At 69.2% G+C, this 25,900-nt stretch carries 20 protein-coding genes; 7 read left to right on the top strand and 13 right to left on the bottom strand.

The window, feature by feature from the left end:
• The first annotated feature begins 15 nt into the window (after nucleotides 1-15).
• A complete protein-coding gene (locus CRO12_RS07485) occupies nucleotides 16-1,626 on the top strand; it encodes an alpha-N-arabinofuranosidase (RefSeq protein ID WP_097063457.1) in 1,611 nt (536 codons plus the stop codon).
• Between the two features lie 34 nt (nucleotides 1,627-1,660).
• On the opposite strand, the gene araD1 is transcribed toward CRO12_RS07485, so the two are convergent.
• Entirely contained in the window at nucleotides 1,661-2,650 is a 990-nt protein-coding gene (gene araD1 / locus CRO12_RS07480) for an AraD1 family protein (RefSeq protein ID WP_097063456.1), read from the bottom strand.
• Between the two features lie 122 nt (nucleotides 2,651-2,772).
• Between araD1 and CRO12_RS07475 the strand changes: the two genes are divergently transcribed.
• Entirely contained in the window at nucleotides 2,773-3,522 is a 750-nt protein-coding gene (locus CRO12_RS07475) for a FadR/GntR family transcriptional regulator (RefSeq protein ID WP_097063455.1), read from the top strand.
• Between the two features lie 7 nt (nucleotides 3,523-3,529).
• Here the strand turns inward: CRO12_RS07475 and CRO12_RS07470 are convergent, their stop codons facing one another.
• From CRO12_RS07470 to rpiA, 5 genes are all read right to left on the bottom strand, one after another.
• The gene (locus tag CRO12_RS07470; RefSeq protein ID WP_097063454.1) at nucleotides 3,530-4,342 is read right to left on the bottom strand and encodes an HAD family hydrolase; all 813 of its coding nucleotides are present in this window, start codon (nucleotides 4,340-4,342) and stop codon (nucleotides 3,530-3,532) included.
• Nucleotides 4,339-5,322: a phosphogluconate dehydrogenase (NAD(+)-dependent, decarboxylating) gene (gnd, locus tag CRO12_RS07465; RefSeq protein WP_097063453.1), complete on the bottom strand. Its 984-nt coding sequence runs from the start codon at nucleotides 5,320-5,322 to the stop codon at nucleotides 4,339-4,341. Before gnd ends, CRO12_RS07470 begins: the two co-directional genes overlap by 4 nt.
• A gap of 93 nt (nucleotides 5,323-5,415) precedes the next feature.
• Entirely contained in the window at nucleotides 5,416-6,522 is a 1,107-nt protein-coding gene (gene tal / locus CRO12_RS07460) for a transaldolase (RefSeq protein WP_097063452.1), read from the bottom strand.
• Nucleotides 6,523-6,524: 2 nt separating this feature from the next.
• On the bottom strand, nucleotides 6,525-8,603 hold the full coding sequence (tkt, locus tag CRO12_RS07455; protein WP_097063451.1) for a transketolase: 2,079 nt from the start codon (nucleotides 8,601-8,603) through the stop codon (nucleotides 6,525-6,527).
• A 65-nt stretch (nucleotides 8,604-8,668) separates the two neighbouring features.
• Nucleotides 8,669-9,352, bottom strand: a complete 684-nt coding sequence (gene rpiA / locus CRO12_RS07450; RefSeq protein WP_097063450.1) for a ribose-5-phosphate isomerase RpiA — start codon at nucleotides 9,350-9,352, stop codon at nucleotides 8,669-8,671.
• A gap of 72 nt (nucleotides 9,353-9,424) precedes the next feature.
• Here rpiA and CRO12_RS07445 point away from each other — a divergent pair, with 72 nt between their 5' ends.
• From CRO12_RS07445 to CRO12_RS17935, 3 genes are all read left to right on the top strand, one after another.
• Nucleotides 9,425-9,898 (top strand): DUF892 family protein, encoded by a 474-nt coding sequence (locus tag CRO12_RS07445; RefSeq protein ID WP_097063449.1) that lies wholly within the window; start codon nucleotides 9,425-9,427, stop codon nucleotides 9,896-9,898.
• A gap of 30 nt (nucleotides 9,899-9,928) precedes the next feature.
• On the top strand, nucleotides 9,929-11,005 hold the full coding sequence (gene mgrA / locus CRO12_RS07440; RefSeq protein ID WP_097063448.1) for an L-glyceraldehyde 3-phosphate reductase: 1,077 nt from the start codon (nucleotides 9,929-9,931) through the stop codon (nucleotides 11,003-11,005).
• A gap of 124 nt (nucleotides 11,006-11,129) precedes the next feature.
• Nucleotides 11,130-11,282, top strand: a complete 153-nt coding sequence (locus CRO12_RS17935; RefSeq protein ID WP_179640921.1) for a hypothetical protein — start codon at nucleotides 11,130-11,132, stop codon at nucleotides 11,280-11,282.
• A 9-nt stretch (nucleotides 11,283-11,291) separates the two neighbouring features.
• Here CRO12_RS17935 and CRO12_RS07435 read toward each other — a convergent pair whose 3' ends face one another.
• The 4 genes from CRO12_RS07435 to CRO12_RS07420 form a co-directional block, all read right to left on the bottom strand.
• Nucleotides 11,292-12,578 carry a serine hydrolase domain-containing protein gene (locus CRO12_RS07435; RefSeq protein WP_097063447.1) on the bottom strand — a complete coding sequence of 429 codons (1,287 nt, stop codon included), beginning with the start codon at nucleotides 12,576-12,578 and terminating at the stop codon, nucleotides 11,292-11,294.
• Nucleotides 12,579-12,670: 92 nt separating this feature from the next.
• Entirely contained in the window at nucleotides 12,671-13,405 is a 735-nt protein-coding gene (locus CRO12_RS07430; protein ID WP_097063446.1) for an acid phosphatase, read from the bottom strand.
• Complete coding sequence (locus tag CRO12_RS07425; protein WP_097063445.1) at nucleotides 13,402-14,439, bottom strand: phosphatidylinositol-specific phospholipase C1-like protein; 1,038 nt, start codon at nucleotides 14,437-14,439, stop codon at nucleotides 13,402-13,404. The genes CRO12_RS07430 and CRO12_RS07425 overlap by 4 nt, the downstream gene beginning before the upstream one ends.
• Before the next feature lie 54 nt (nucleotides 14,440-14,493).
• Nucleotides 14,494-17,031, bottom strand: a complete 2,538-nt coding sequence (locus tag CRO12_RS07420) for a TonB-dependent receptor (RefSeq protein ID WP_179640920.1) — start codon at nucleotides 17,029-17,031, stop codon at nucleotides 14,494-14,496.
• Nucleotides 17,032-17,191: 160 nt separating this feature from the next.
• Between CRO12_RS07420 and CRO12_RS07415 the strand changes: the two genes are divergently transcribed.
• Nucleotides 17,192-18,205, top strand: coding sequence for an oxidoreductase (locus tag CRO12_RS07415; protein ID WP_097063443.1), 1,014 nt, complete (start codon nucleotides 17,192-17,194; stop codon nucleotides 18,203-18,205).
• Nucleotides 18,206-18,269: 64 nt separating this feature from the next.
• Here CRO12_RS07415 and CRO12_RS07410 read toward each other — a convergent pair whose 3' ends face one another.
• Together CRO12_RS07410 and CRO12_RS07405 are read right to left on the bottom strand one after the other, a co-directional pair.
• Nucleotides 18,270-21,263 carry a TonB-dependent receptor domain-containing protein gene (locus CRO12_RS07410; protein ID WP_097064224.1) on the bottom strand — a complete coding sequence of 998 codons (2,994 nt, stop codon included), beginning with the start codon at nucleotides 21,261-21,263 and terminating at the stop codon, nucleotides 18,270-18,272.
• Between the two features lie 131 nt (nucleotides 21,264-21,394).
• Complete coding sequence (locus CRO12_RS07405) at nucleotides 21,395-24,469, bottom strand: glycosyl hydrolase family 28-related protein (protein WP_097063442.1); 3,075 nt, start codon at nucleotides 24,467-24,469, stop codon at nucleotides 21,395-21,397.
• Between the two features lie 223 nt (nucleotides 24,470-24,692).
• Here CRO12_RS07405 and CRO12_RS07400 point away from each other — a divergent pair, with 223 nt between their 5' ends.
• A complete protein-coding gene (locus CRO12_RS07400; protein WP_097064223.1) occupies nucleotides 24,693-25,187 on the top strand; it encodes a gluconokinase in 495 nt (164 codons plus the stop codon).
• 2 nt (nucleotides 25,188-25,189) lie between these two features.
• Here the strand turns inward: CRO12_RS07400 and CRO12_RS07395 are convergent, their stop codons facing one another.
• On the bottom strand, nucleotides 25,190-25,867 hold the full coding sequence (locus tag CRO12_RS07395) for a FadR/GntR family transcriptional regulator (RefSeq protein ID WP_097063441.1): 678 nt from the start codon (nucleotides 25,865-25,867) through the stop codon (nucleotides 25,190-25,192).
• Nucleotides 25,868-25,900 lie beyond the last annotated feature (33 nt).

Genomic DNA, 25,900 nt, shown 5'->3' with positions numbered 1-25,900 from the left:
AGAAGGGGGAAGAGGATGTTGAGGACCATCGCACCGGCCGTGCTGCTGGCGGCCGCCGCCGTGCCCTCCGCCGCCGCGCAGGCGCAGGCGCCGATCGCGGTCACGATCCGCGCCGACCGGCCGGGGCCGAAGATCGACCGGCACATCTTTGGTCAGTTCGCCGAGCATCTGGGCACCGGCATCTACGGCGGAGTCTGGGTCGGGCCCAAGTCCAAGATCCCGAACGTCCGCGGCATCCGAAGCGACGTGGTCGCCGCGCTGAAGGCGATCCGCGTCCCCAACGTGCGCTGGCCGGGCGGCTGCTTCGCCGACGAGTATCACTGGCGCGACGGCATCGGCGATCCCGCCAAGCGCCGCGTCACGGTCAACTCGAATTGGGGCGGCTCGATCGAGAACAATGCGTTCGGCACCCACGAGTTCTTCGACTTCGTGGAGCAGATCGGCACGGAAGCCTATGTGTCGATCAACGTCGGCTCGGGCAGCTACCAGGAAGCGGCCGACTGGGTCGCCTACATGACCGCTGACACCCGCAACACCGCGGGCCAGGAGCGCGCGGCCAACGGCCACAAGGAACCGTGGCGGATCAAGTTCCTGGGGATCGGCAACGAAACCTGGGGCTGCGGCGGCAACATGCGCCCCGAATATTACGCGGACGAGCTGAAACGCTACGCCCGGTTCGCGCGCAACTACAACCCGGCGCAGGTCACGCTTAACAATCCCGCTGATCCGGGCGCGGTCAATCCCAACCGCATGCTGCGCGTCGCGGTCGGCCCGAGCGACGACGACACCAGCTACACCGAAGGCGTGATGAAGGCGTGGAAGGGGCGCGACTGGAGCTGGGACATCGAGGGCCTCTCGATGCACTCCTACACGGTCGTCAAATGGCCGCCGTCGTACGACTCGGTCAATTTCGGCGAGAAGGAATATGCTGACCTGACCGCCGCGACGCTAAAGATGGACGCGCGGCTGAAGACCCATTCGGCGATCATGGACAAGTTTGATCCCGAGAAGAAGGTGACGCTGATCGTCGACGAATGGGGCGTGTGGCTGGCCAAGCTGCCCGGGTCGCCGGAAGGCTTCCTCCAGCAGCAGAACTCGCTGCGCGACGCGATCATCGCCGCGCTCAACTTCAACATCTTCGCCCGTCACGCCGATCGGGTACGTGGCGCCAACATCGCGCAGATGGTCAACGTCCTTCAGGCCATGATCCTGACGGACGAGGCGAAGATGGTGCTGACCCCCACCTACCACATCCACAAGATGTATCTGCCGTTCCAGGACGCGACCTTCATTCCGGTCCAGTTCGCGGCCGGCGAGTATCGTCAGGGCACCACGGTGCTTCCGCGGGTCGATGCGGTGGCGGCGCGGAGCAGCGACGGCAAGCTGTGGCTATCGCTCGTCAACCTCGATCCGAACCACGATGCGACGATCCGCATCGCGGTACCCGGCGTCCGTGCGCGGGCTGCGTCGGGCACCGTCCTCACCGCGCCGCAGGTGAATACGGTCAACAGCTTCGACCGCCCGGATGCGGTCGTGCCGCGGCCGATCAGCGCGCAGGCAAGTGGCGATGCGCTGACCGTCCGCCTGCCGAGCAAGTCGGTGACGATGCTGGTGGTGGCGGAGTAACTCTCCGCCGCATCGGGCGCGCGGTGACGGGTCGCTACAGGCTCGTCACCGCGACCGGCTCGGGCTCGGCCGCGATCAGTGGGTTGCGGAGCGGCAGCGTGAACGGTGCCGCCTCGATCTCGAAGCTGTCGCCCGGCTGCGTCCGCACCCCGTCGCTGAACGACAAGGTGGCGGTGCCGAAGAAGTGGACGTGGACGTCGCCTGCGCGGCGGAACAGCGCGTATTTGAAATGATGGTGCTCCAGGTTGGCGATGCTGTGCGACATGTTCGTTTCGCCGGTCAGGAACGGCTTTTCCCACAGCACCGCACCGTCGCGGCGGATGCGGCTCGTGCCCCGCACGTCGGCGGGCAGATCGCCGACCAGCAGCTCCGGGCCCAGCGCCGCCTGGCGCAGCTTGGAGTGTGCGAGCCACAGATAGTTGTGGCGTTCGGTCACATGGTCACTGAATTCGTTGGCCAGGCAGAAGCCGATGCGCCGCGGCGTGCCGTCGGGCGCGATCAGGTAGACGCCGGCGAGCTCCGGTTCCTCCCCGCCGTCCTGCGCGAAGGCGGGGATGGTGAGCGGCGCGCCCGGGCCGACGACGTGGGTGCCGTCGCCCTTGTAGAACCACTCGGGCTGCTGCCCGACCGCGCCGGGCGTGGGCTTGCCGCCCTCCAGCCCCTCTAGGAACATCCGCATCGAATCGGTCAGGGTGTCGCCCGCGGCGGCCGCCTTGTGCATCTTGTCGCGCCCTTCCGCGGAGCCGAGATGCGTGAGGCCGGTACCGGTCAGCGCCAGGTGCGCGGTGTCCGGATGATCGATCGGCGCGAGCAGCCGCCCGGCGGCGAGTTCCTCGGCCGGATCGACGCTCCCCTCCAGCCCCGCGGCAGCGACCACCTCGGCAAGCGTTGTCCCACGCGCCGTCGCCTCGCTCGCCAGCCCCAACGTGTCGGTGGCGCCCCGAACGAAGCCGGTCGCCGCGTCGGTCACCGCGATCACCCGGCGCTCACCGGAGGGCGCACGGTGCTGGAGGAGCCTGAGCATGGTCGATCCTTGTCGTCGTGGAGGAGGTTCGTCTGTATTACTCCGACAATTCGCGCAAGGCCGCGGTTTGCCAAGCGCGCCACCGCCAGCGTAAGCAGGCTCGCGGAAAGGTCGGCTTAGCGATGGAGGATAGCGAAGGCTCGATCGAACTCGACCTTGTCGCAGCGCCGGCACGGAGCAGCGGACGCCGCCTGCGCGGCGCGGTCGCGCAGCAGCTCGGCATCGCGATCGTCGGCGGTGCGATCGGCCCGGGCGAGCGGCTGACCGGCGAGATAGAGCACGCCGCCCTCCTCGAGGTATCGCGCAGTGCGTATCGCGAGGCGGTTCAGGTGCTCGCCGCCAAGGGACTGGTCGAGAGCCGGACCAAGGCGGGCACACGCGTGCTGCCGCGCAGCCGCTGGAACCTGCTTGACCCGGACGTGCTCGCCTGGGCCTTTGCCGGTGAGCCCGACCCGGGCTTCACGCAGGACCTGTTCGAGCTGCGCGCGGTGGTGGAGCCCGCCGCCGCGCGGCTGGCGGCGATCCGGCGCACCGCCGAGGATGTCGCCGCGCTCCACGCCGCGCTCCACCGCATGCGCCGCCACACGCTCGCGACCGAGGCCGGGCGCGCGGCCGACCGCGCGTTCCACGACGCCGTGCTCCAGGCGACCCGCAACGACGCGCTGATCAGCCTCAGCGCCAGCATCGGCGCCGCGGTGAAGTGGACGACGCAGTACAAGCAGCGGCTGCGCGCCCTCCCCCGCGACCCCATTCCCGATCACGCCCGGGTGAGCGACGCGATCGCGGCGGGCGACGCCGCGGCGGCGGAGGCGGCGATGCGGGCGCTGGTCGAGCTCGCGCTGGAGGATACCCGCCGCTCGCGGGAGGCGTGACGCCGAATTATCGCGAGAGTAGCCGGTCGATCGCCGCGGCCACGCCGTCCTCGTCGTTGCTCGCCGTCACCCAGTCGGCCGCGGCCTTCACCTCGTCCGGCGCCTGGCCCATCGCGATGGCGAGCGCGGCCCGGGTCAGCATCGGCAGGTCGTTGGCCATGTCACCGATTGCGGCGACCGCTTCCAGCGGCACCCCGGCGGCGCGGGCAAGCGCGGCGAGCCCCGCACCCTTGTTCGCCGCCGTCGCCGTGATGTCGAGATAGTAGCGCTGCGACCGCGCGATCGTCGCCTCCGTCCCGTGCGCCGCGCGCAGTTGCTCGGTCACGCCGTCCAGCAGGTCCTGGTCGTCGGAGACGATCGTGACCTTGTCCACCCGGTCGAGCAGGTCGGCAAAGCCGTCGACGACAGTCGGCTCCTGGAACGTCGAGCGACGCTCGCGTGCCGTGTGCGGGTCATCGCCGTTCGAGGCGTACCAGCGATCGTCGGCGAACAGCCACAGCGTCGCCCCCGCCGCGCGACCGACGGTCAGGGCGTGCTCCGCGACTGCGTGGGGCACTAGGTGGCGCCCCAGCACTGTGCCCGCGGCGTCGAAGATCGTGCCTCCGTTAAAAGCGGCGAGCAGCCCGTCGAGCGCCAGTCGCTCGGCCAGCGGCGCGATGCCCGAGCGCGGCCGGGCGCTGATCAGCGCGAAGCCGATCCCCGCCGCGCGCAGCCGCGCCACTGCCGCCACCGTCGCATCGGTCAGCGCCTTGTCGTGGTCGACCAGCGTCCCGTCGATGTCCGACACAAGCAGCCGGATGCCGGCCGCTGCGCCACTCACTGCGGGATCTCGGTGTGCCCGCCGAAGCCGAAGCGCATGGCCGAGAGCAGCTTGTCGCCAAAGGTGTGGTCGACCCGCGACCGGTAGCGGGCGAACAGCGCGGAGCTGAGCACGTGCACCGGCACGGCCTCCTCCATCGCCGCGTCGATCGTCCACTGGCCCTCGCCAGAATCGGCGACGTGGCCGGAGAACCGGCCGAGCTTCTCGTCCTCGGCGAGCGCGATCGCCGTCAGGTCGAGCAGCCAGGAGGAGATGACCGACCCGCGCCGCCAGACCTCGGCCACGTCGGTCAGGTTGATGTCGAAGCGCTCCTCCGGCACCAGATGCTCGGACGCGCGCTTGGCCAGGATGTCGAACCCTTCGGCATAGGCCTGCATCAGCCCGTACTCGATGCCATTGTGCACCATCTTGACGAAGTGCCCCGCGCCGGTCGGCCCAGCGTGGATGTAGCCCTTCTCGGCCCGCGGATCGGCGCGCTCGGCCACGCGGCCGGGGGTGCGGACGATGTCGCCGGTGCCGGGCGCCAGCGTGTCGAAGATCGGGTCGAGGTGGCGGACGACCGCGTCGTCGCCGCCGATCATCATGCAGTAGCCGCGCTCCAGCCCCCAAACGCCGCCCGAGGTGCCGACGTCGACATAGGCCACGCCCTTCTCGCGCAGCGCGATCGCGCGGCGGACGTCGTCCTTCCAGAAGCTGTTGCCGCCGTCGATGATGATCTCGCCTTCGGCCGCATCCTCGGCGATCTGGAAGACGGTCGACTCCGTCGCCTCGCCGGCCGGCAGCATCACCCACCATATCGCCGGTGTCGCAAGCTTCACGCGCATGTCTTCAAGCGACGTCGCGGCGTCCGCCCCATCCCTGGTGAGCGCCTCGACGGCGTCGGCGCTGCGATCGAACGCCACCACCTCATGGCCCGCGCGCATCAGCCGGCGCGCGATGTTGCCACCCATCCGGCCAAGGCCGATCATCCCGATCTTCATCTGCTACTCCGAAGCTGCCCGCCTGAGCGGCCGAGCGGAAGTGGCGGTGACACCAACCCCCGCCCGTCGCGTCCGTAACGTCGCTGATGTGGATCAGGTTTCCGCGGGCTGCTTGGCTCCGATCGCGCCCAGCAGGTCGTCGAACGCCTTGACGAAAGAAGCGACGCCCTCCCGCTCCAGCCGCGCGGTGATCGCGTCCAGATCGACGCCAAGCCGCTTCGCCTCGGCGAGCACGTGCCGCGCTCCGTCCACGTCGGCGGTCAGCGTTTCCGCCACCGTGCCCCGCTCGCGGAACGCGTCCATGGTCTTGGGCGGCATGGTGTTGACCGTGTCCGGCCCGATCAGCTCGTCGACGTAGAGCGTGTCCGGATAGGCGGGATCCTTGGTGCCGGTCGACGCCCACAGCAGCCGCTGCGGCCGCGCACCCTTGGCCGCGAGCGCCTGCCAGCGATCGGATGCAAGGAAATCGAGGTACCATTGGTAGGCGAGCTTCGCGTTGGCGATCGCGACCTTGCCGCGGATCGCCTTGGCCTCGTCCGTGCCGATCGCGTCGAGCTCCTTGTCGACCGCGGAATCGATCCGGCTGATGAAGAAGCTGGCGACGGAGGCGAGATTGTCGATCGGCTGCCCCTGGCGGACCCGCTCCTCGAGCCCGGTCGCATAGGCCTCCGCCACCCGGGCGTAGCTCTCCTGGCTGAACAGCAGCGTCACGTTGACGTTGATCCCCGCCGCGATCGTCGCGGCGATCGCGGGCACTCCGGCCGCGGTACCCGGGATCTTGATCATGAGGTTCGGCCGGTCGATCATCGACCAGAGCTTCTGCGCCTCGGCGATCGTCGCATCGGTGTCGTCGGCGATGTAGGGCGACACCTCCATGGAGACGTAGCCGTCGGCACCGCCGGTGCGCTCAAAGACGGGCGCGAGCGTTTCGGCCGCTGCCTTGATGTCCTTGGACGCGAGATACTCGTAGCGGTCGATCGTCGCCGCGCCCGCATTGTCGCGGTCGAACTCGACGAGCGTATCGTCATAGGCGTCGCCGTGGCCCATCGCCTGCTCGAAGATCGACGGGTTGGAGGTGACACCAGTCAACGAGTCCTCCTCGACCAGCTTCTTGAGGCCGCCAGCCTCCAGGAACTTGCGGTCCACGAAGTCGAGCCACACCGCGCATCCGGCGGCGGAAAGGTCATTCAAGCGTCCCACGATCAGGCCTCCAGCATCTCGCGCGCGACCTTCACGGCATTGTCGACCGTGAAGCCGTACTTGTCCTGCAACTTCGATATGGGGGCTGAGGCGCCGAACGTCGACATGGTGATCGTCCGCCCCTCCGTGCCCACGTAGCGGTCCCACCCAATCGAGCCGGCCTGCTCGACGGCGAGGCGCGCGCGGCACGCCTTGGGCAGCACCTCTTCCTTGTAGCCGTCGCCCTGCAGCTCGTAGCGATACCAGCTCGGCATGGAGACCACGCGGGCGCGCACGCCCTCGGCCGTCAGCCGCTCATAGGCCTCGACCACCAGCGCGACTTCCGAGCCCGTCCCGATCAGGATTACGTCGGGCGCCCCCTCGCAGCTCGCGAGCACATAGGCGCCCTTGGCGGCACCCTCGGCCGATGCGTACTTGCTCCGGTCGAGCGTCGGCAGCGCCTGGCGCGACAGCACCAGTGCGGTCGGATGATCGGCGTCGGCCACCGCCAGCCGCCACGCGACCGCGACTTCGTTCGCATCGCCCGGGCGCACGGTGTCGAGCCCCGGGATCGCGCGCAGGCTGGCCAGATGCTCGATCGGCTGGTGGGTCGGTCCGTCCTCGCCCACGCCGATCGAATCGTGCGTGAAGACGAACAGCGCGCCCACTTCCATGATCGCGGCCAGCCGCAGCGCCGGGCGCATATAGTCGGCGAACACCAGGAAGGTCGCGCCGTACGAGCGAAGGTGCGATAGCGCCATGCCGTTCACCACCGCACCCATGCCGTGCTCGCGCACCCCGAAGTGGAAGTTGCGCGCGCCATAGTCGCCCGCCTGGAACGACCCGCCATCCTTGATGAGCGTCTTGGTGGAAGGCGCTAGGTCGGCTGAGCCGCCGATCAGCCACGGCACCTTCGATGCAATCGCGTTCAGCACCTTGCCGCCCGAGTCGCGGCTGGCGACGCCCTTCGCATCCGCCTCGAACACCGGCACGTCGGCGTCCCAGCCGTCGGGCAGCTGGTCTTGCAGCATCAGGTCGAGCTCGGCGGCGAGCGCCGGGTGCGCCTCGCGGTAGCGAACAACCGTTTCCTCCCACTCGGCGCGCAGCGCGCTGCCGCGCCCGGCGATCGCGTCGCGGAAGCGCTCGGCCACACCCTCCGGGACCAGGAACGACTTATCCTCCGGCCAGCCGTACGCACGCTTGGTCTCGCGGATCGCATCGGCGCCCAGCGGCTCGCCGTGCGCCTTCTCCGATCCCGCCTTGGGGCTGCCCCAGCCGATCACCGAGCGCACGATGATCAGGGTCGGCCGGTCGGCGGTGGCGCGGAACTGCTCCAGCGCGCCCGCAATTGCAGCCGTGTCGTTCGCGTCCGCGACGTGGATCACCTGCCAGCCGTACGCTGCGAAGCGCGCGCCCACGTCCTCGTCGAACGCCAGGTCGGTGCCGCCCTCGATCGAGATCTGGTTGGAATCGTAGATCCAGCACAGGTTGGCGAGCTTCAGGTGCCCGGCCAGGCTCGCTGCCTCCGACGCAACGCCTTCCATCATGTCGCCGTCGCCGCACAGCGTGTAGACGTGGTGGTCGAACAGCGTGAAGCCATCGCGGTTGAAGTGCGCCGCCAGCCAGCGCTCAGCGATCGCCATCCCGACCGAATTGCCACAGCCGGCGCCGAGCGGGCCGGTGGTCGTCTCGACCCCGGTGGTGTGACGGTATTCGGGGTGACCCGGCGTCTTGGAGGAGAGCTGACGGAAGCCCTTCAGGTCGTCGAGGCTCAGCGACGGCTTGCCCGTCTTGTTGCCGTCGGCGTCGATCTCCTCGATCCCGGCCAGGTGAATGAGCGCGTAGAGAAGCATGGAGGCGTGCCCGACCGACAGCACGAAGCGGTCGCGGTTAGGCCAATCTGGGTGCGCGGGATCGTAGCGGAGGAACTGGCTCCACAGCGTGTGCCCGACCGGCGCCAGCGCCATCGGCGTCCCCGGATGGCCGGAGTTTGCGGCCTGCACCGCGTCCATCGCGAGCGTCCGAATCGTGTCGATCGCCAGCCGGTCGGCACTGCCGTCCTCGTGAACAGCAGACGGATTTATGGTAGCGCTATCATTCATCGCAGGTCCTCGCGGGTCGTCATGCACGGGAACGCGCCGGCGGAGCGGCGGTTGCGCGGAGTGTCCTAGCCTGTGCCACGCGAACGTTCCAGTCGCGTTACATTGCCGTGCTCCGCCACATAGGCGGCCGCGACCTCGCTCAGGAACAGCCCGTGGCCGAGCACGCCGGGAATCGACTGTAGCCACGTCGCGTCCGCCGCCGGATCAAGCCCGGCGAAACGGCAGTCGAGAACCACGTTCCGCTGGTCGGTGAGGTACGGCGCCTTATCCACCATCCGCAGCACCGGCATCGCCCGCTGCTCCAGCACCCGTGCCACGAAGCTATGGGCGAACGGCAGCACCTCGACCGGAACCGGCGCGCCGCCCAGCCGGTCGACCCACTTCGATCCGTCGGCGATCACCACCATGCGCCGGCTCGCCGCCGCGACGCATTTCTCCCGCAGCATCGCGCCGCCCGCGCCCTTGATCGCGCGGCACCCGCCATCGATCTCGTCTGCGCCGTCGATCGTCAGATCGACGCTCGCCACCGCAGCGAAGTCGCGGACGCTCAACCCCAGTCCGCGGGCCAGCGCCGCCGATGTCTCGGACGTCGCCACGCAGTCGATCCGCAGGCCGTCGCCGGCTCGCCGGGCAAGTGCGCGGATCGCGTGAGCGGCGGTCGAGCCGGTGCCAAGCCCGACCAGCATGCCGTCTACCACCTCCGCCATTGCGGCCTCCGCCGCCAGCCGCTTGTCGTCATCCGCCGCCATGGACGCCGATATAGGGACCACGGCGCGCCCGTCACCACGGAACATGCCGGCGCGATCGGCGCTTCTTCCGGCATGACGACCGCCCGCTCCGCCGCCGAACTGCTCCACGTCGCGCTGGAGGACCTGCATGCCGGCAAGCAGGCGCAGGCCGAGCGGCTGCCTGCGATCGCCGAGCGATGCGGGGATGCCGACCTTGCCCGGATGATCCGCCACGAGGCGGCACGCGCCGGCGTTCAGGCCGAACGGACCAACGCCGTCGCCCCCGCGCTCAGCTCACCCGAGAACCTGTGGATGAGCGGCATCCTCGACGACGCCGAGCGCGACACGCGCCAGACGGAGCCCGTTCGCCTGCTCGACGTCGCGCTGATCGGCGCGGTCCGCAAAAGCAAGGCCGCGGAGATCGTCTCGGCCGAGACCGCACTCGCGCTCGCGTCCGAACTCGCCATCTCCGACATCCATGCCGCCGTCGCCGCGAACCGGGCAGAGGAGATCGCGAGCGACCGCGCGCTCCGGGAACGCCTCGCCGCCCTCACCGGTTCGCGCTAACCCGCCCCGACCTCACCCGCAGGAGCCGCCATGCCCTTCGCCCCGCCCTACCTTCCCGCCGCCGACCGCTACCAGGCCGGCATGCCGTACCGCCGCACCGGACGCAGCGGGCTCCGCCTGCCGGCGATCAGCCTGGGGCTGTGGCAGAACTTCGGCGGAACGGACGTGTTCGAGACCGGGCGCGCGATTATGCGCCGCGCCTTCGACCGCGGGGTCACCCACTTCGATCTCGCGAACAACTACGGCCCGCCCTACGGATCGGCGGAGGAGAACTTCGGCCGCGTGCTCGCCGCCGACCTCCGCCCCTACCGCGACGAGCTGATCATCTCGACAAAGGCCGGGTGGGACATGTGGCCGGGGCCGTACGGCGATGTCGGCTCGTCGAAGAAGTACCTGATCGCCAGCTGCGACCAGAGCCTCAAGCGCATGGGCCTCGACTATGTCGACATTTTCTACTCGCACCGCGTTGATGCGGACACGCCGCTCGAGGAGACGATGGGCGCGCTGGTCCAGCTCCACCGTCAGGGCAAGGCACTTTACGTCGGCATCTCCTCCTACGAACCCGGACTGACCCGGCGGGCGGCGGAGATACTGGCGGCGGAGAACGTACCGTTGTTCATCCACCAGCCGAGCTACTCGATCCTCAATCGCTGGATCGAGCAGGAGCTGCTCGGCGTCCTGGACGAGCTCGGCACCGGGTGCATCGCCTTCTCGCCGCTCGCGCAGGGGATGCTGACCGACAAGTACCTCGGCGGCCTGCCCGAGGGGGCACGGGCGACCCGCGGCGGATCGCTGTCGCAGACGCTGCTGACCGAACAGAACTTGCGCGCCGTCCGCACGCTCAACGACATCGCCGCCGGGCGCGGGCAGACGCTCGCCCAGATGGCGATTGCCTGGGTGCTGCGCGATCCGCGGGTCACCTCCGCACTGATCGGGGCGCGAACGGTGGCGCAGCTCGACGACTCGCTCGACGCGGTCACGAACCTCGGTTTCAGCGCGGCCGAACTCGACGCGATCGACCGGGCGGCGGCGGATGGCGGGATCAACATCTGGGCGGGATCGTCGGACATCACGGCGCTGCCGGCCGCGCAGGGCGTGCCGGGCTGACCCGCGCGGCTCAGCGCGCCACCAGCCCGAGCACTAGGTTGGCGATCGCCGCGACGTTGAGCGTCCGGCGCTGCTCCCCTATAACGGGCTGAACTACCGAAATTGGGAAAGGACAGGCAACGACGTGAGACGGCGACACCCGCTTCGGGCGAACGAGCGGCGCTATTACCCCGCGGGTCCGGAGCGATTACCCGGCGAAGGCGCCGGGATAACGCCCGCGGGCGTCGTGCTGCTGTGCATTCTCGCCGCCGCGGCGATCCTGGTCGCGGTCTGGTAGCCGCTGCCCCTAGTCGCCGACTGGCCCAAGGTAATCGTCGCCGTACACCGCGCGGCGTAGGTCGCGGTGCAGGGTGGCGTCGAACGGGATCACCTGGACCAGGAACACCGCGGCGATCCCGTTCACGGGATCGACCCAGAACAGCGTGGACGCGCGACCGTCCCAGAAGAACTCGCCAATCGCCCCGCGATTTTCCGCCGCAGTCTTCGGCTGCGCGGTGCGGACGAAGAAGTCCATCCCGAACCCGCCGCTGCCCTTGCTCCCCAGCCATGACCGCTCGGTGATCCGCGGATCAAGCGCGTCCGTCGCCATCAGCCGCACGGTGGACGGCTTAAGGATGCGGACGTCACCGAGCGCGCCCTCGTTCAGCAACATGCGCGCAAAACGCATGTAATCGTCGAGCGACGACACCAGCCCCGCCCCGCCCATCGTCAGTCTGCGCGCGGGATCGAAGTTCAGCCCGCGCTGCTCACGCTCCGACGCGCGGGTGAGTGTCGACCCGCCCGGGCGTTCGTACATCGCAGCCAGACGCGGATACCGGCTTTCCGGCTGGGTCCAGGCGGTCTCGCGCATGCCGAGCGGCTCGAAGATCCGTTCGCGCACGAACTGTTCGAACGGCACGCCCGTCAGCTTTTCCACCAGCAGCGCCTGCACGTCTACGGCGGCGCTGTACGACCAGCGCGCGCCCGGATCGTGGAGCAGTGGCACGCGCGCGAGCCGGCGGCCGAACTCGGCAAGGTCATGGTCCGTGCCGAGCGGGTCGAGCTGCGCCCACGCCGTCCCGACCGCGTCCGTTCCCGAACCATAGCCGAACCCGGCGGTGTGGCGCAGGATGTCGCGCACCAGGATCGGGCGGGTCGGCGCGCGTAGCACCGGACGGCCCGCGGTGTCGGCCCCGTCCGCCACCTGCACGCCCGCGAACTCGGGCAGGTAGCGCGACAGCGGATCGTCCAAGCCGAAGCGCCCCTGCTCCCAAAGCGTCATCAGCGCGACGCCGGTCACCGGCTTGGTCATGGAATAGATCTGCGCCAGCGTGTCGCGCGTCATCGGCCGCGCCGCCTCACGGTCGGCCTGCCCGGCCGTACCGACATAGGCCTCGCGCCCGTTCTGCCAGATTAGCGCGGACGCGCCGACTACCCGCCCGCTCCTGACCATGTCGGCGAGCGCCCGGTCGATCGATGCCTTGCTGATCCGCACCGGCGCTGCCGAGACCGCACGAGTTGCGGGCGGCGCAGCCGCCGTCGGGGCAGCGAGGAGTGATACCGGTAGCGCGAGGCTCAGCAGCAGCGTTTTCATGTCATCCTCCCCACGTCTTTGCGGCAGACCTACCGGGCGGCGCCGGGTCGGGGCAAGAGCGCCCTTGGTCGCGGGCGCCGGCCGCCCGACTGTCAGCGGGCCGCCTGCTCGACGGCGCAGCGCGCGGGCTCTGCGGGGCGCGCACGGCCGCGCAATCCGGCAAGCTCCACGCGAGCTGCATCCATGTCGCGTCGGAACTCGGACGAGCCGTGAAGTGCCGCGACCAGCGTGCTGCCGGCCATGAAGCCCGCCTGCACCGCGCTGACGCTATGGGACCCGCACACGAAGCGGCTCTCGCCGGTCATCCGCCCACGCTCCAGGATCTCGGTTGCGCGGTCAGGCAGCAACTCCGCGAGCACCAGCGCAGTTGCCCAACCGTTCGTGGTATGACCCGACGGGTAGTCGCCGTTGCCGGCGAGATGCGCCGTCTTCGGCTCGCAGATCGGCAGGTCCTGCGTCAGGTACGGTCGCCGCTTGGCATAGTGCCGCTTGACCCGGTCGACCATCGGCCCGCCGCCCATCCGCGCGAACACGCGCGCGAGGGCCGGCGCCTGACGTTCGTCGAGCGTCATCCCCATCGCACAGGCGAAGGTGGCGAACCGCCCACCAGTCACGTCGGCGGTAGCGACCTGCCACTTGGGCGTCCCCTGCAGCGTCCGGGTGTCGCGGAACACCGCGGCATCGGCCTGGTCAAGCGGCGAGCCCGATTGCGGCGGTGGCGGCAGGATGCGGAGCAGGTCGGGCTGCGGCTGCCCGTCGAGGTAGGTGCGCGGGGCGTCGGCTGCCCCGAGCACCGCCACCGCCGCGAGCAGGACGAGCGCCCTCATCGCCCGCCTTCTGCGATGCCGCAGCCGCGCGGACGGCGCACCGGATTGCAGCGTGCCGCGCCGCCGCCGGGCAGCGACACACGGTAGTCGTTGCCGAACCGCGGGTCCGGCCAGAGATAGTCGGTCGACACATACTGCGCCCCGCCCGCGAGCGCTGCGCCGCGCGGCCGAGTGTCCCCCGTGCGCGCCTCAACCGTGTTCGCATCGGCCCGGGTGCGGACCAGATAGTTGGCGGCGACCGCGCGGCGGATCCGGTCGGCCTGCCCGACCGGATCGTTGAGGGTCAGGTAGGCGGCGGCAGGTGACTCCTCATCGGTATTGATGAAGAAGACGCGCCCCTCCAGCGAGCGGCGCCTGCCGCGGTACACCGCGACCTTGGCCGGCGTCTCGTCCAGCGCGAACAGGAACCTGCCACGCGCGGCGTCCAGCAGCGGCCAGTTGTTCGCACGCACCGCGTCGCGCAGCGTCGGGTAGCGGCCCTGCACGTCGTCGGGCGTGATCAGCTTGGCGGGCGGCAGGATGCTGCGCACCTCTGCATCGAGCGCGTCGTACGCGGCGGTGTCGAAGGGCAGTGCGTCGATTCCACCGCGCGCGGCATTCCGCTCGTCCCTGGCGTTGACCAGGATCAGGATCGGCACGTGCCGCGGGTGCGCGTCCGACCAGGCACGCAGCCTGGTGAGGCAGTCGGTGAAGCGCACGCAGTGGCTGGCATTGTCGATGCCGGGAATGTGCAGCACCTTGAACCCGGGCGCGCGCAGCTGGGGGTCGGTCGATCCCGCCGCATAGTGGCCGCCGCGCGGATCATGGTTGACGTCGATCTCCAGCTGACGCGCCCCGGCGTCGAGCTGCTCCTCGAGCGGACGGTGCGCATAGTCGAGAGAGTCCGCCGCCCTTGGATCGGCCGCGCGCACCCTTGCCATCGTCTCGGCCGGCATCGCCAGCTTGTAGCTGTTGTGGGTGCCGACCGCGTTCAGGTCGTTGAGGCGGAGCGGCGGATCGGCTGCCTGCGCGGCGAGGAGGGCAAGGAGGAGCATCGACGTCTACTCGCATGAGGGCAGGCGGATCGACGCCCGCCTGCCCCGATCGGCTCAGAAGCGGAACAGCACGGAGCCCGTGACCGCCCGGCCGAAGATCGGTCGAGCGAGGATGATGTTGCCGTCGATCGCCGCCGGCAGCTGCTGCTGTCCGCCGCCTTGGCCCAGTCCAAGCTCGTTCGACAGGTTGCTGCCTTTTACGATCAGCGTGACGGTGGGTGTCACATCGGCCGAGACGCTCGCGTTGAACACGGAGAAGGCCGGCAGGCGCACGACGTTCGCGTCGTCGTTGAACTTGTCCCCTTCGTACCGCCACTCGCCCAGCACCCGCACGCGGTCGCCGAACAGCCGCAGCTGCGGGCGGACGCTCACCAGCCACTTGGGCATGCTGCTCGGGCGATTGCCGTCGAACGAAGTGGAGACGAGCTGGCCGTTCACCGCCGTGTTGTAGGTGTAGTTCTTGAACTCCGGCTCCTGGTAGGTGAGCGTGCCCGCCACCTCGAAGAATGGCACCGGGCGAATGTTGCCCTCCAGCTCGACGCCGATCGTCTCGACATCGCCGTAATTCACCTCCTGGCGGATCAGCAGCGTCTGCGGATCGATGAAGGTGTTGGTGAACTGGACGTCCTGAAACTCGTTGTAGAACACGGTGACGAACGCGCCGCCCAGGTCGGTCTGGAACTTAACGCCGCCCTCTGCCTGGACGATCGACTGGCTGCGCACGTTCGCGGGCAGCACGTTGTCGCGATACTGGCCGATCTGCGGCAGGCGGTAGGTATTGGTGTAGCGCGCGAACACGCCGGCGTTGGGGACGAACTGCCAGTTGACACCGACGGTGTAGCTCTGGTCGTCGAACGCCTCGTCGAAGCGGTTAAAGGTGCCCGATCCGCCGAACGCGTTGTTGTCCGCGAGCGTGTCGGGATCGCCCAGGTTGACGCTGCGCGCGCCTTCGCTGACGCCGTGGATCCAGATCTTCTCGTAGCGGAAGCCGGCGTCGATGCGGAGCTGCTCGGTCAGCTGCCACTCGTCGGCGATGTAGGCGGCAACATCCTCGTACCCGCCCTCCGAGTTGGCGAAGCGCGAATTGTAGCGGGCGATGCCGAGGTCGGTGACGCGGCCTACCACCTGGCCTGCGGCGTTGACGGCGACCAGGTCGATCAGCCGCGCATTGTCGCGCACCTCCGTCAGGCCGACGCCGTCGTTGCGGTCGTGCGCCCAGTCGGCGGCGGTGCCGTAGACACCGAGCTTAATGTCGTGGCGGCCGATGCCGGTGTCGAACTGATGGCCGAGCTCGAGCAGGCCGATCATCTCGCTGATCGGGTTCTGGATCGACTGGAACGTGTTGACGCCGAGGTAGCCGTTGCCGTTGGCGTTCGCCGGAAACTGCGAGCCGTCGGTCGCGTAGACGTAGCGCAGCGCCGTCGCCCCGCGCGAGGCGAACGCCGCGAGGGCGGTGTTGGCGGGCGAAGTCGTGAGATACGCCGCCTGCGTGCTGAGGTTGTTCAGCCCGCGCGCGTTCCGGTTGGTCTGCGAATCGCGGTAGCGGAACCCGGCGTTCAGCGTGGTGTCGCCGAACGCCACATCGCCCTTGATCGTGAACTGCAGGTCGCTCGACTGATTGAAGCGGTTGAAGTCGGCGTCGCGGATCCCGGCCGGCGTCTTGATGACGACGCGGCCGTCCTCCTCACCCGTCAGCGTGTCGTAGTTGCCGTCGATCCCCGGCACCGGGCGGATCTCGCCGCCCGTTGTCCGGATCAGCGGAATGGCGTCGAAGAAGAAGTTGTTGTCCTCCATGTACTTGACGCCAAAGGACAGGCTGCCGCGCGCGAAATTCTTGCTGATGATCACGCGGCCCTGGCCGCCGTTGTTGGCGACCGGACCCGGATCGCGCACGCCCTGGTCCCAATTGTAGAAGCCACCGGCCGAGAAGCGCCAGCCGTCGCCGATCGGGCCGCCGATCCACACGTCGCCGCGCGCCTGGCCGTAGTCAGCGGTGGTCAGCTTGATCAGGGCGGACAGCTCGGCTGTGCCCTGACGCGGGATGAAGTTGATGAGACCGCCCGGCGCATTCGACGCGAAGATTGACGACGGGCCACCGCGCACCGCCTCGATGCTCGCATAGGTCTCGTCGATGCGCAGGAACTGGTCGACGTTGATCCAGTTGATGCCCGGATCATGCTGGATCGGCAGGCCGTCCTCGTACACCGCCAGCGCCTCATAGCCGCCGCGCGGGATGCCGCGGACGCGGGTGTTGTTCGCGGTGACGCCGGCGGAATCGTCCGCCCACACGCCTGGAATGGTCTGAAGCGCATTGGCCAGGTTGTCGATCGCGCGGGCGCGCAGATCGGTGTCCTTCAGCGTGGTGATCGAATAGCTCGCCTCCACCTTGCGCTGCGCGGCGTTGCCCAGGCGGCCGGTGACGACGATCTCGTCCAGATGCGCGCCGGTGTCGGCGTTCTGATCATCCGCGAGCGAGTCCTGCTTCTCCTCCGTCACCGCTTCGGCGGTAGTGACCTGCGCAGCGGCGGTGCCGGCGCTGGGGACAAGCAGGATCGATGCCGCGGTCGCCCGCAGCCACAGGTCGAAAGACATGATGATTCCCCTTTGGGCCGGCAACGCGATCCTTATGGTCGGTCGCTTCGGCACGGCCGCCCTTCGCCGTGTTTCGTTACGCCGCGAATACGATCGTGCGACGCCTTGATGACGACGTGACCGCTGGCGCCGGGCCGGCGAGCGGCGTAGCGAGGCGGGCATGATCGGTGTCGGCTTGATCGGGTATGGCCTGAGCGGCAGCGCCTTCCACGCGCCCTATGTGCATGTGACTGCCGGACTTGAGCTCCGTGCCGTGGTCTCGCGCGATCCGGCAAAGGTTCGCGTTAATCGCCCGGATATGCGGGTCGTGCCCGACGTCACGGCGCTGCTCGCCAAGCCGGACATCGACCTGGTGATCGTTGCCAGTCCCGACGCGCTCCATGCCGAGCACGCGGTGGCAGCGCTCGGCAGCGGCCGCCACGTGCTGGTCGACAAGCCGTTCGCGACCTCGCTTGCCGACGCCGAACGGATGGCGGCCGCCGCGGCGGCGAGCGGCACGCTGCTGACCGCCTTTCACAATCGTCGCTGGGATGCCGATTTCCTGACTCTTCAGGATCTCCTCGCCTCAGGCCGTCTCGGCCGGATCGTGTCGCTCGAGAGCCGCTTCGACCGCTGGCGCCCGACGCCGGCCACGACGTGGAAGGAGGCGCGCAGCGGCGGTTCGTGGTACGATCTCGGCCCGCACCTGATCGACCAGGCGCTGGTACTGTTCGGCCGCCCGCTCGGGATCACCGCCGACCTCGCGTCTCTGCGCAACGCGGCGCCCGCGCCCGATTACTTCCACGCGGTGCTGCGCTACCCCGACAAGCGGGTGGTGCTTCACTCGACCAAGCTCGCCGCCGCGCATGACTTGCGCTTCTCGGTCCACGGCACGGACGGCAGCTGGATCAAGCACGGGATCGATCCGCAGGAGGCGGCCGTGCTCGCCGGAAAGCTGCCGGGCGGCGCGGGCTGGGGGCACGATCCGCAGGACGGTACGCTGGTTCTACCCGGCGCGGCGCCCGCGCCGCTCGCCAACCGGGCCGGCGATTACCGCCTGTTCTGGCAGGCGCTCGCCCGCGCGATCCGCGGCGAGGGACCGAATCCCGTACCGCCCGCCGACGCGCTGGCTGTTATCGAGTTGCTCGACGCCGGCCTGCGCAGCAGCGCCCATCGTGTCGAGGTGCTGCTCTAGCAAAAAAAGAAGGGCAGGTCGGCGCATGTCCGACCTGCCCAAGGGAACCCCGGAGGAGGGGTTTTCAGAAATTGAAGCGGACGCCCGCGCGGTAGATGCGGCCCAGCGTGTCGTAGAGCGCCGGGTTGACGTCGAGGCCGGTGTTGGTCTGCGGCGAGGGCGTCGGATCATTGTCGAACACGTTGTCGACCTTGCCGTAGATGCTGATCCCGTCGGTGATGTTGAACGCGGCGCCGAGATCCAGGTAGAACTCGCCCTTCATCCGGTTAAAGTTCACCGTGTTGAAGTTACCGGTCGAGACCGGGCAGTTATTCTGGCACACGACGTAGTTATTGTTGAACACGCCATCGGAGAACCACCGCTCCTGCACGGTCAGCGTCAGGCGACCGCTGTCGTAGGTCTGGGTCGCCAGCCACTTCCAGTCGGGGATCGCGCCGGTGTTGGCGCCCGCGTCATCGCGCACCGCGACCCCGGCGATGCCGGCATCGACCAGGAACTCACGGACGTGGGTGCCGAGCGCGCGGATCGTGAAGCTGCCCGGCAGGCCGAGCGGGCGCTGCCACTGGTAGCTCGCCTCGATGTTGAAGCCGCTGGTCTCCCAAGACGCCAGATTGAAGGGCTGGACGTTGACAAAGTTGCTGCCCTGCGGTCCGTCGAGGCGGAAGCCGCCGCAGAACGCCTGATTGCCCTCGAAGCAGAAGCGGACGATCTGGTCGGGGGTGAGCGTCGAAACGACGCCGCTCAGCTTGATCTGGTAATAATCGACCGACAGGCTGAGCCCTGGCAGCCAGTCGGGCCGGGCGTAGACGACGCCGAGTTCGGTGTCGCGCGCGGTTTCCGGCCGCAGGTTCGGGTTGCCGACCGTGTTCTGGAACACCTGCACCGCAACGTTGCGGAACGGGTCGTTGAAGCTCGGCAGCGTGGTGACGGTCGGCGCTGCGAACAACTCCGACAGGTTTGGCGCGCGCACGTCGCGCGAGGTCACCGCGCGCAGCGTCAGGCCCTGGATCGGCGTGTTCCAGGTGCCGCCCACCTTCCACGCCCAAATCGTGCCGGAGGTGCTGTACTCGGTTACGCGGGCGGCGCCGTTCAGGTTGGCACGCCCCGCCGCATCGCTGTTGAACAGCGGCAGGTCGACCTCCAGGAAACCCTCGACGACGTCGTACTTGCCGGTGCCGTTCTTGTAGTTGCCCGCCGCCCAGTTGCTGCCCTGCGCGGAATTGAGCAGCGGATCGGCCGGATAGAGCGCGTTGTTGGGGCTGATCGGGGTCACGCCCGCGCCATAGGCGTCGCCGCGGACGCGGTAGTATTCGCGGCGGAACTCACCGCCGAACGCGACCGACAGCGGCCCGGCCCACAAGTCGACCGGCTGGCCGGAGAAGTTGAGGCTCGCCACATGCTGACGCAGCGTGGTGCGCTGGAGCGGTCCGGCCTGCGGCATAATATAGTCGAGTGCCGCCTGGCTGGGGCGGAAGTTGCCGAAGATGTTGATCGGCTGGCAGCCGAGCGCACGCGCGGCCGGATCGGCGCAGACGATCGCGCCGTTCAGCACCACCGCGTTGGTCGCCGCGACGTAGCGGGGCTGGAGCACGATGCGGTCGACGTCGATCGCGACCTTGGTGGTGCCGTTCTGGTAGTAGGCGTCGTAGGTCCAGTCGGTTCCGGCAAGGTCGAACTTGCCCTTGGCGCCGACGACGAAGCGGTACTGGTCGCGATCGGTCTGGACGAGCTGGTTAGGCAACTGCCCGTTGCTCGACCCGAAATTGAACGAGGTGATGTTCGCCGCGGCGCAGCGATCACGGACCAGCTGCGGGAGGAACGGGTTCGAGCACTGGACGGTCAGGTTCGGGCGGTTGTAGCCCGGGCTCGGCTGGTTGCTGGTCTGCACCTGCGCGATGTTGACGGTTGCGTAGATCTCGTTGTCCGGCGCGAAATCGAAGCCGATCCGGCCGTAGCCGTTGATGCGCTCCAGCTTCGACTTGAGCGAAGCGGAGGAGCCCGGCGCGCCCGACAGGTCGCCGCCGATGCAGAAGGAGTTGCCCGGGAAGCAGTTCGACACGCGGCCGTTGCCGAGCGGCTGGCCGCCCGAGCCGTAGTTGAAGTTGTACGGCGTCCCGTTCTGGTCGAAGGCGATCCCCTGGAGCGGGCCGTTGTTGATCAGCCCGTACTTCGCATACTGATAGGGCTGCGCGAAGTCGGAGTAGATGAACTGCGGTCCCGGCCCGGTGGTGACGCCGGTGTTGAGCAGGGTGGAGGCGCGGTGCCAGTTGCGGCTGCCGGCCAGGTCGATGCCGTAGTTGCCCGGGCCGACTCCGCCCTCATGGTCGTACTCGCCGCTGACGATCAGGTGCAGGCGGTCGCCGAACAGCGAGGTACCGTACGCCGCCTGGACCAGCGCGGTCTCGTCATCGCCGTAGGTCGTGATGCTGCCGAGGACGTTCGCCTTGAACCCCTTGAAGCGGGTGTCGGTGATGAAGTTGACCACACCGCCGACCGCGTCGGAGCCGTAGGAGGCCGACGCGCCGCCGTTAACGATGTCGACGCGCCTGACCAGCAGCTGCGGGAACATGCTGATGTCGGGCACGCCCGTGACGTTGGCGCCGACGACGCGCTGGCCGTCGAGCAGCGTCAGGGTGCGGATCGGCTGAAGGCCGCGCAGCGAGAAGGAGCTGAGCCCCTGCGTGCCGCTGGAGGTGCTGAAGGTGCCGGTCGCGGCACCGGTCGAGCCCTGGAGCGACGGCAGCTGCTGGATGGTGTTGAAGAGGTTCGGCTGTGCGTTGTTCGCAATCTGCTCCTCACCGATCACGGTGGTGGGCGTCGGCGCGTTGAAGCCGTTGGCGACAATGCGGCTGCCGGTGACGACGATGTCGGCGTTGTCCTGCGCCGGCGCTTCCCGGTCGGTGTCGGGCACGGCCGCGGACGGCACGTCCTGCGGCGCGGCGGTGGGCACGTTGGGCGTCGTCTGAGCCTGCGCGGGCACCGCGACGAGCGCGGTAGTCAGGGCCGCGAGGCTGGTGGCGACGCCGAGCCGGCGACGATCAGACGGGTAACGCTTCATGTCCATCCCCCAAGGTTCCATGCTGGTCGGCGCATGACCCGCACGAGTCCGCACCGTTGGGATGGATTTACTCCATTACGGTCGCCCCATCATCTACGACCATAGTCGCAGGCGCGGGGCGGCAAGTTGTGTCAGGGCCGCGCCGAGTAGAGCGCGTGGTGCGTGATAATGTAGAGCGTACGCCCGTCCACGCCGCCGAACAGAAGCTGGAGTGGTCGCTCGGGTACATCGATCCGCCCGACTTCGGTACCGGCGGCGTCGTGGACGAACACCTGACCGTTCGCAATGAAGACCCGCCCGTCCGGGCCGACCGCGACACTTTCCCCGCCGCGACCGGCGAAGGGCCGGAGGTCGGTCACCGCACCGCCGCGCCCGAGCAGCCCGGTGTAGGTCCGGTTCTCCGATGCGTTGGCGAGGTGCACCCGCTCGCCCACACGTCCGCTCACCAGGCCATAGGTGTCGAGCGTGTCGGAGAAGCGCCAGCCGAGATGATCGGGCGGCCCCTGCTGCCACACCCGGAACGCCGGAAGCGCAAGACTGCCGTCGGGTGAGACATATTCACGCGGTTTGGGAGCGGCTACGTCGCGCGCGAACATCTCGCCGAGCGTGATGTAGCGGTCGGCGGCGGGATCATATTGGTCGCGGAACTCGCCGTTGTTCCAGAAGCTGCCCGGCAGCGCGACGCGCGGGCGGGTCCGCTCGCCGATCGCGGTCGGAGCGATGGTGCGCACCGCCATCGGCTTGGCCGGATCGATAGCGTAGACGGTCGCCTCCGGCCCGTCGGAGGAGAGCACCATCAGCCCGCCCGATGCGTCAACCGCCAGGTTCACAGGGTCGAGCGGCGCGTCCGCGACGATCCCCAGTCGGTCCTTCTCGCTCCAGCGATGGATGCGGTGGAAGTAGCGATCGACGAAGTAGAGCGTGCCGGCGGCATCCACCGCGCCCCCGCCGATCGAGTAGAAGCCGTCGGCGAGCTTGCTGACCGGCACCGTGCTGGCGACAGGTGGCGCGACGGGCGTCGCGGCAGTGACGTCTAGAACGGCGAACTCGCGCTCACGCACCTCGCCGCCGCGGGTCAGGTCGACGATCGCGTTCTCGTACGGGAACTTGCTCGCGCGAAGATAGGTGCCGCAGCCGTTCGCGTCGCAGGTCGCGAACCCGCTCTCCGCGTTCACATGGACGTTGCGGAAGCGGATGTCGCTCGATCCAAAGAGCTTCACCGCGGCGCGGGCGGGCTGGAGCGAGCGGGTCACGCGGTAGCCGTGGAAGTTCGCGAAGAGGATGTTGCGGCTGTTGCGGACCTCCAGCGCGACGGCGTCGCGGCTCTCGCCCGCCTCCTCCTCCGTCTGCGGTGCGAAGAACTGCCAGTTCTCCACCCGGTCGAGCACGATTTCCGCCCGGCGGTGATGCTCGGCCGACATCTCGTAGACGTAGCCGGGCGTCCTGGTGTCGGTGACGAGCAGGCCGGCGTGGGCGTAGGTGTTGGGCGTCCACAGCCCGTTGAAGGTGCCACCGCCCCCGTCCGTCACCCACAGGCTGGCGTACTGGCCGTCCCACCGCTTCTTCACGTCGGCGTCGGCGGTGTGGTTGGCGTTGTACGGATCGAAGCGGCTGCCGTCGGCCAGTGTGGTACCGTGACCACCCTGGAACTTGACGTCGTCCACCAGAGAGCGCTCGCCCGCGCGCCACAGGAGTGCGGTCGCGCGCGGATTTATACCGCCGGTGAACAGTCCGAAGCCGGAGATAATCGCCTCGCCGCCGCGCGCGCTCTCGATTAGCGCCTTCGGCGCGCCGATCCCGCGGAACGCGGGCAGGTCGTCGGGGAGCACGATCTGCGTCAGCCCGGGATGGAGCGCGATAAGCACGCTGTCCGGCCGCAGCTTCAGCGTGTCGGAGACGCGGTAGAAGCCGGCGGGGAAGTAGAGCACGCGGTTGCGGTCGATTGCGCGCTGGATCGCGGCGGTGTCGTCGGTCGTGTTGTCGCCCTTCACGCCCAGCGTCCGCACGTCGACCCAGGCCGACACCGGCGGCAGCGCACGGATCGCGGGATCGCGCCGCTTCGGCAAGGCGCGGAGCGGGGACGCGTCCATCCGGGTCTGGTAGGTGCCCGGCTGATTCAGCCCGGCGAGCGTCAGGCCGTAGGTGAACTCGGCAACCCGGTAGCGCGCGCCCGCGCCCGGCACCGTGCGCCCGCTGTCGCGGAAGCGCGCGAACACGGGCGTGTTGCTGGCGACCGCGTTCGCGAAGCCGACCTGGGTGAAGATGCGTTCCTCGTTGCTGATCACGACCGCGGCCTGCGAGACGTCCTCGAAGCGAACGTCGCTACCCCACAGCCGGTCGCTGTAGCCGCGGTTGATCTCGATCCCGACCGGCGTGTTGCGGATCACGGTGTTGACCAGCGTGAAGCTCGCCTCATGCTCGCGGATCGCGGCGTCGCGCTGCCCTTCGAAGCTGGAATCCAGCAGTGTGTACTGCCACGCGGGCGAGGTCTTCTCCGCCATGATGCCGTAGCGCCCGCCGAAGAAGCGCAGGTTCATGCCGAGATTGCCGACCTGGTACACGCCGGCGAGCGCGGTGCCGAGCCGGAAGTCGATGTGGGCGAGATAGGTGTGCTGCGCGGTGTGCTGACGCACGCCGGTTGCGGCGGGGTTGCCCGCCCCGATCTCGAAGTCGACGTTGGCGAGCGCCGAGTAGAAGGTGCCCGAGTTCGCATCCGCGATCGTCGCGTCGAACGGCACGCTGTTGGGCGGCGGCACGGGCACGACCGCCGCGCTCTTCACCGGATTGCCCCAGTTGTCGAGCGTGGTGCCGCGCGGGTTGTTGCCGGCGAACAGCACCATGCTGCCCACTCCCTGCTGGAAGCCCGGCGTGTTGGGTGCGAGCAGCAGCACCGGCCGGCTCCGCCCCACACCGAACACGCGCACCCCCGGCCAGATGAACACGGTGCGGGTGATGCGGTGGCGCCCGGCCGGCAGGAAGACGATTCCGCCACCGGGCTTGGCCGCCGCGGCGTCGATCGCCTGCTGGATCGCAGGTCCATCGTCGGCCACCCCGTCGCCGACCGCCTTGACGGTGATCGCGCGCGGATCGGCGGGTGCCGTCTGGAAGGCCGAGCGCGCGAGGGCCGGCTGCGCGGCGGCGGGAACGGCGACGAGCAGCGCGAGCGCTCCCAGGCAGCGCCGGATCATGGTTGCCACCTTCGCCATCGTCACCCTCTTCATCGTCGCGCGCGTAACGCCCTCTCTAGCACGGCAAGCGCCGCACGCGACTGCGACAAAGGTCGCGATAGGCAAACGGGCGCGGGGCAAGGCAGCACGCAGCCTGGAGCCGTCGCGCAACCGTTGCGCGGGCGGTCGGGGAGCCAGGAAGGAAGACGTGTCAGCGCCGCCGATCACCGGAGCCGCCCTGCCGCGCTGCGCCATCGTCGTGATGGGGGTGAGCGGGTGCGGCAAGTCGACACTGCTCCGCGCGCTGGCAGCCGCCCTCTCCTGCCCGGCGCTCGAGGGCGACGATTATCACGGCGCGGCGAATGTCGCCAAGATGCGGAGCGGCCAGCCGCTCGACGACGCCGATCGCTGGCCATGGCTCGACCGGCTCGGCACGGCGATCGGCGGCGAGGTGGAGCAGGCGGGGATCGCGGTCGCCGCCTGCTCGGCACTGAAGCGCCGCTATCGCGAACGGCTGGAAGCGGCAGCGGGCGTGCCGCTGCTGTTCGTCCTGCTCGACGGCACCCGCGCGGAGCTTGCCGCGCGGCTGGCGGAGCGGACCCGCCACTACATGCCCGCAAGCCTGCTCGAGAGTCAGCTCGCCACCCTGGAGCGACCGCAAGCCGACGAGCGCGCACTGACGCTGCCATGCACGTGGCGGGTCGAGCAACTGAGCGACGCGGTGATCTCCTGGGCGCGGAGCGACGTCGCCGCCTGACCCTATGGCATCAGCCGCTTGCGGCCCTGCGACAGGTGCCAGCGCATCGCGAGCGCGGCGCCGTCGCCGTCCTGCGTGCGGATCGCATCGACGATCGCGTCGTGCTCGTCCATCATCGCCTCGATCACCTGCGGCGGCCGCGCGCGCGAGATGTCGACGCCGGCGCGCAGAATCCGCATCACCTCCTCCTGCAGCTGGTCGAAGATCGCAACGAACGCATCGTTGCCGGTCGCCTGCAGGATGGCGCGGTGGAGCAGCCAGTCCTCGTCGTGCGCAGGGGCGCTCGACAGCAGCGCGCCGCGCAGGGCGGCCAGGCGCTCCTCGATTTCGTCCATCTCGTCGTGCGAGCGCCGCTGCGCCGCCAGCCGCGCGCCCTCCGCCTCCACCACGAAGCGGACCTCATAGGTGCCGAGCGTCGCCGCGAGTCCGTCGAGCGGGACGTGCGCGCCGAGCCGCTCGGACGGGCGGCGCTTGACATAGGAGCCCGCGCCGCGCCGCGCTTCCGTGATGCCGTCGGCGGCGAGCCGCACCAGCGCCTCCCGCACGATCGTGCGCGACATGCCGAAGGTTTCCGCCAGCCGCGCCTCCGACGGCAGGCGATCGCCGGGGGCCAGATCGTCGCCGTTGATGATTCCGACGATCGCGGTGTAGGCGCGGTCCGCCAGCTTTCCCTCACCCACGGCCGCGCGCCCCCATGCCGGTCTGTCCTGTCT

The organism is Sphingomonas guangdongensis, assembly GCF_900199185.1.
GTDB lineage: Bacteria > Pseudomonadota > Alphaproteobacteria > Sphingomonadales > Sphingomonadaceae > Sphingomonas > Sphingomonas guangdongensis.
The sequence above is the reverse complement of the archived record's forward strand: the minus strand, read 5'-3'. Positions and strand labels throughout refer to the sequence as shown.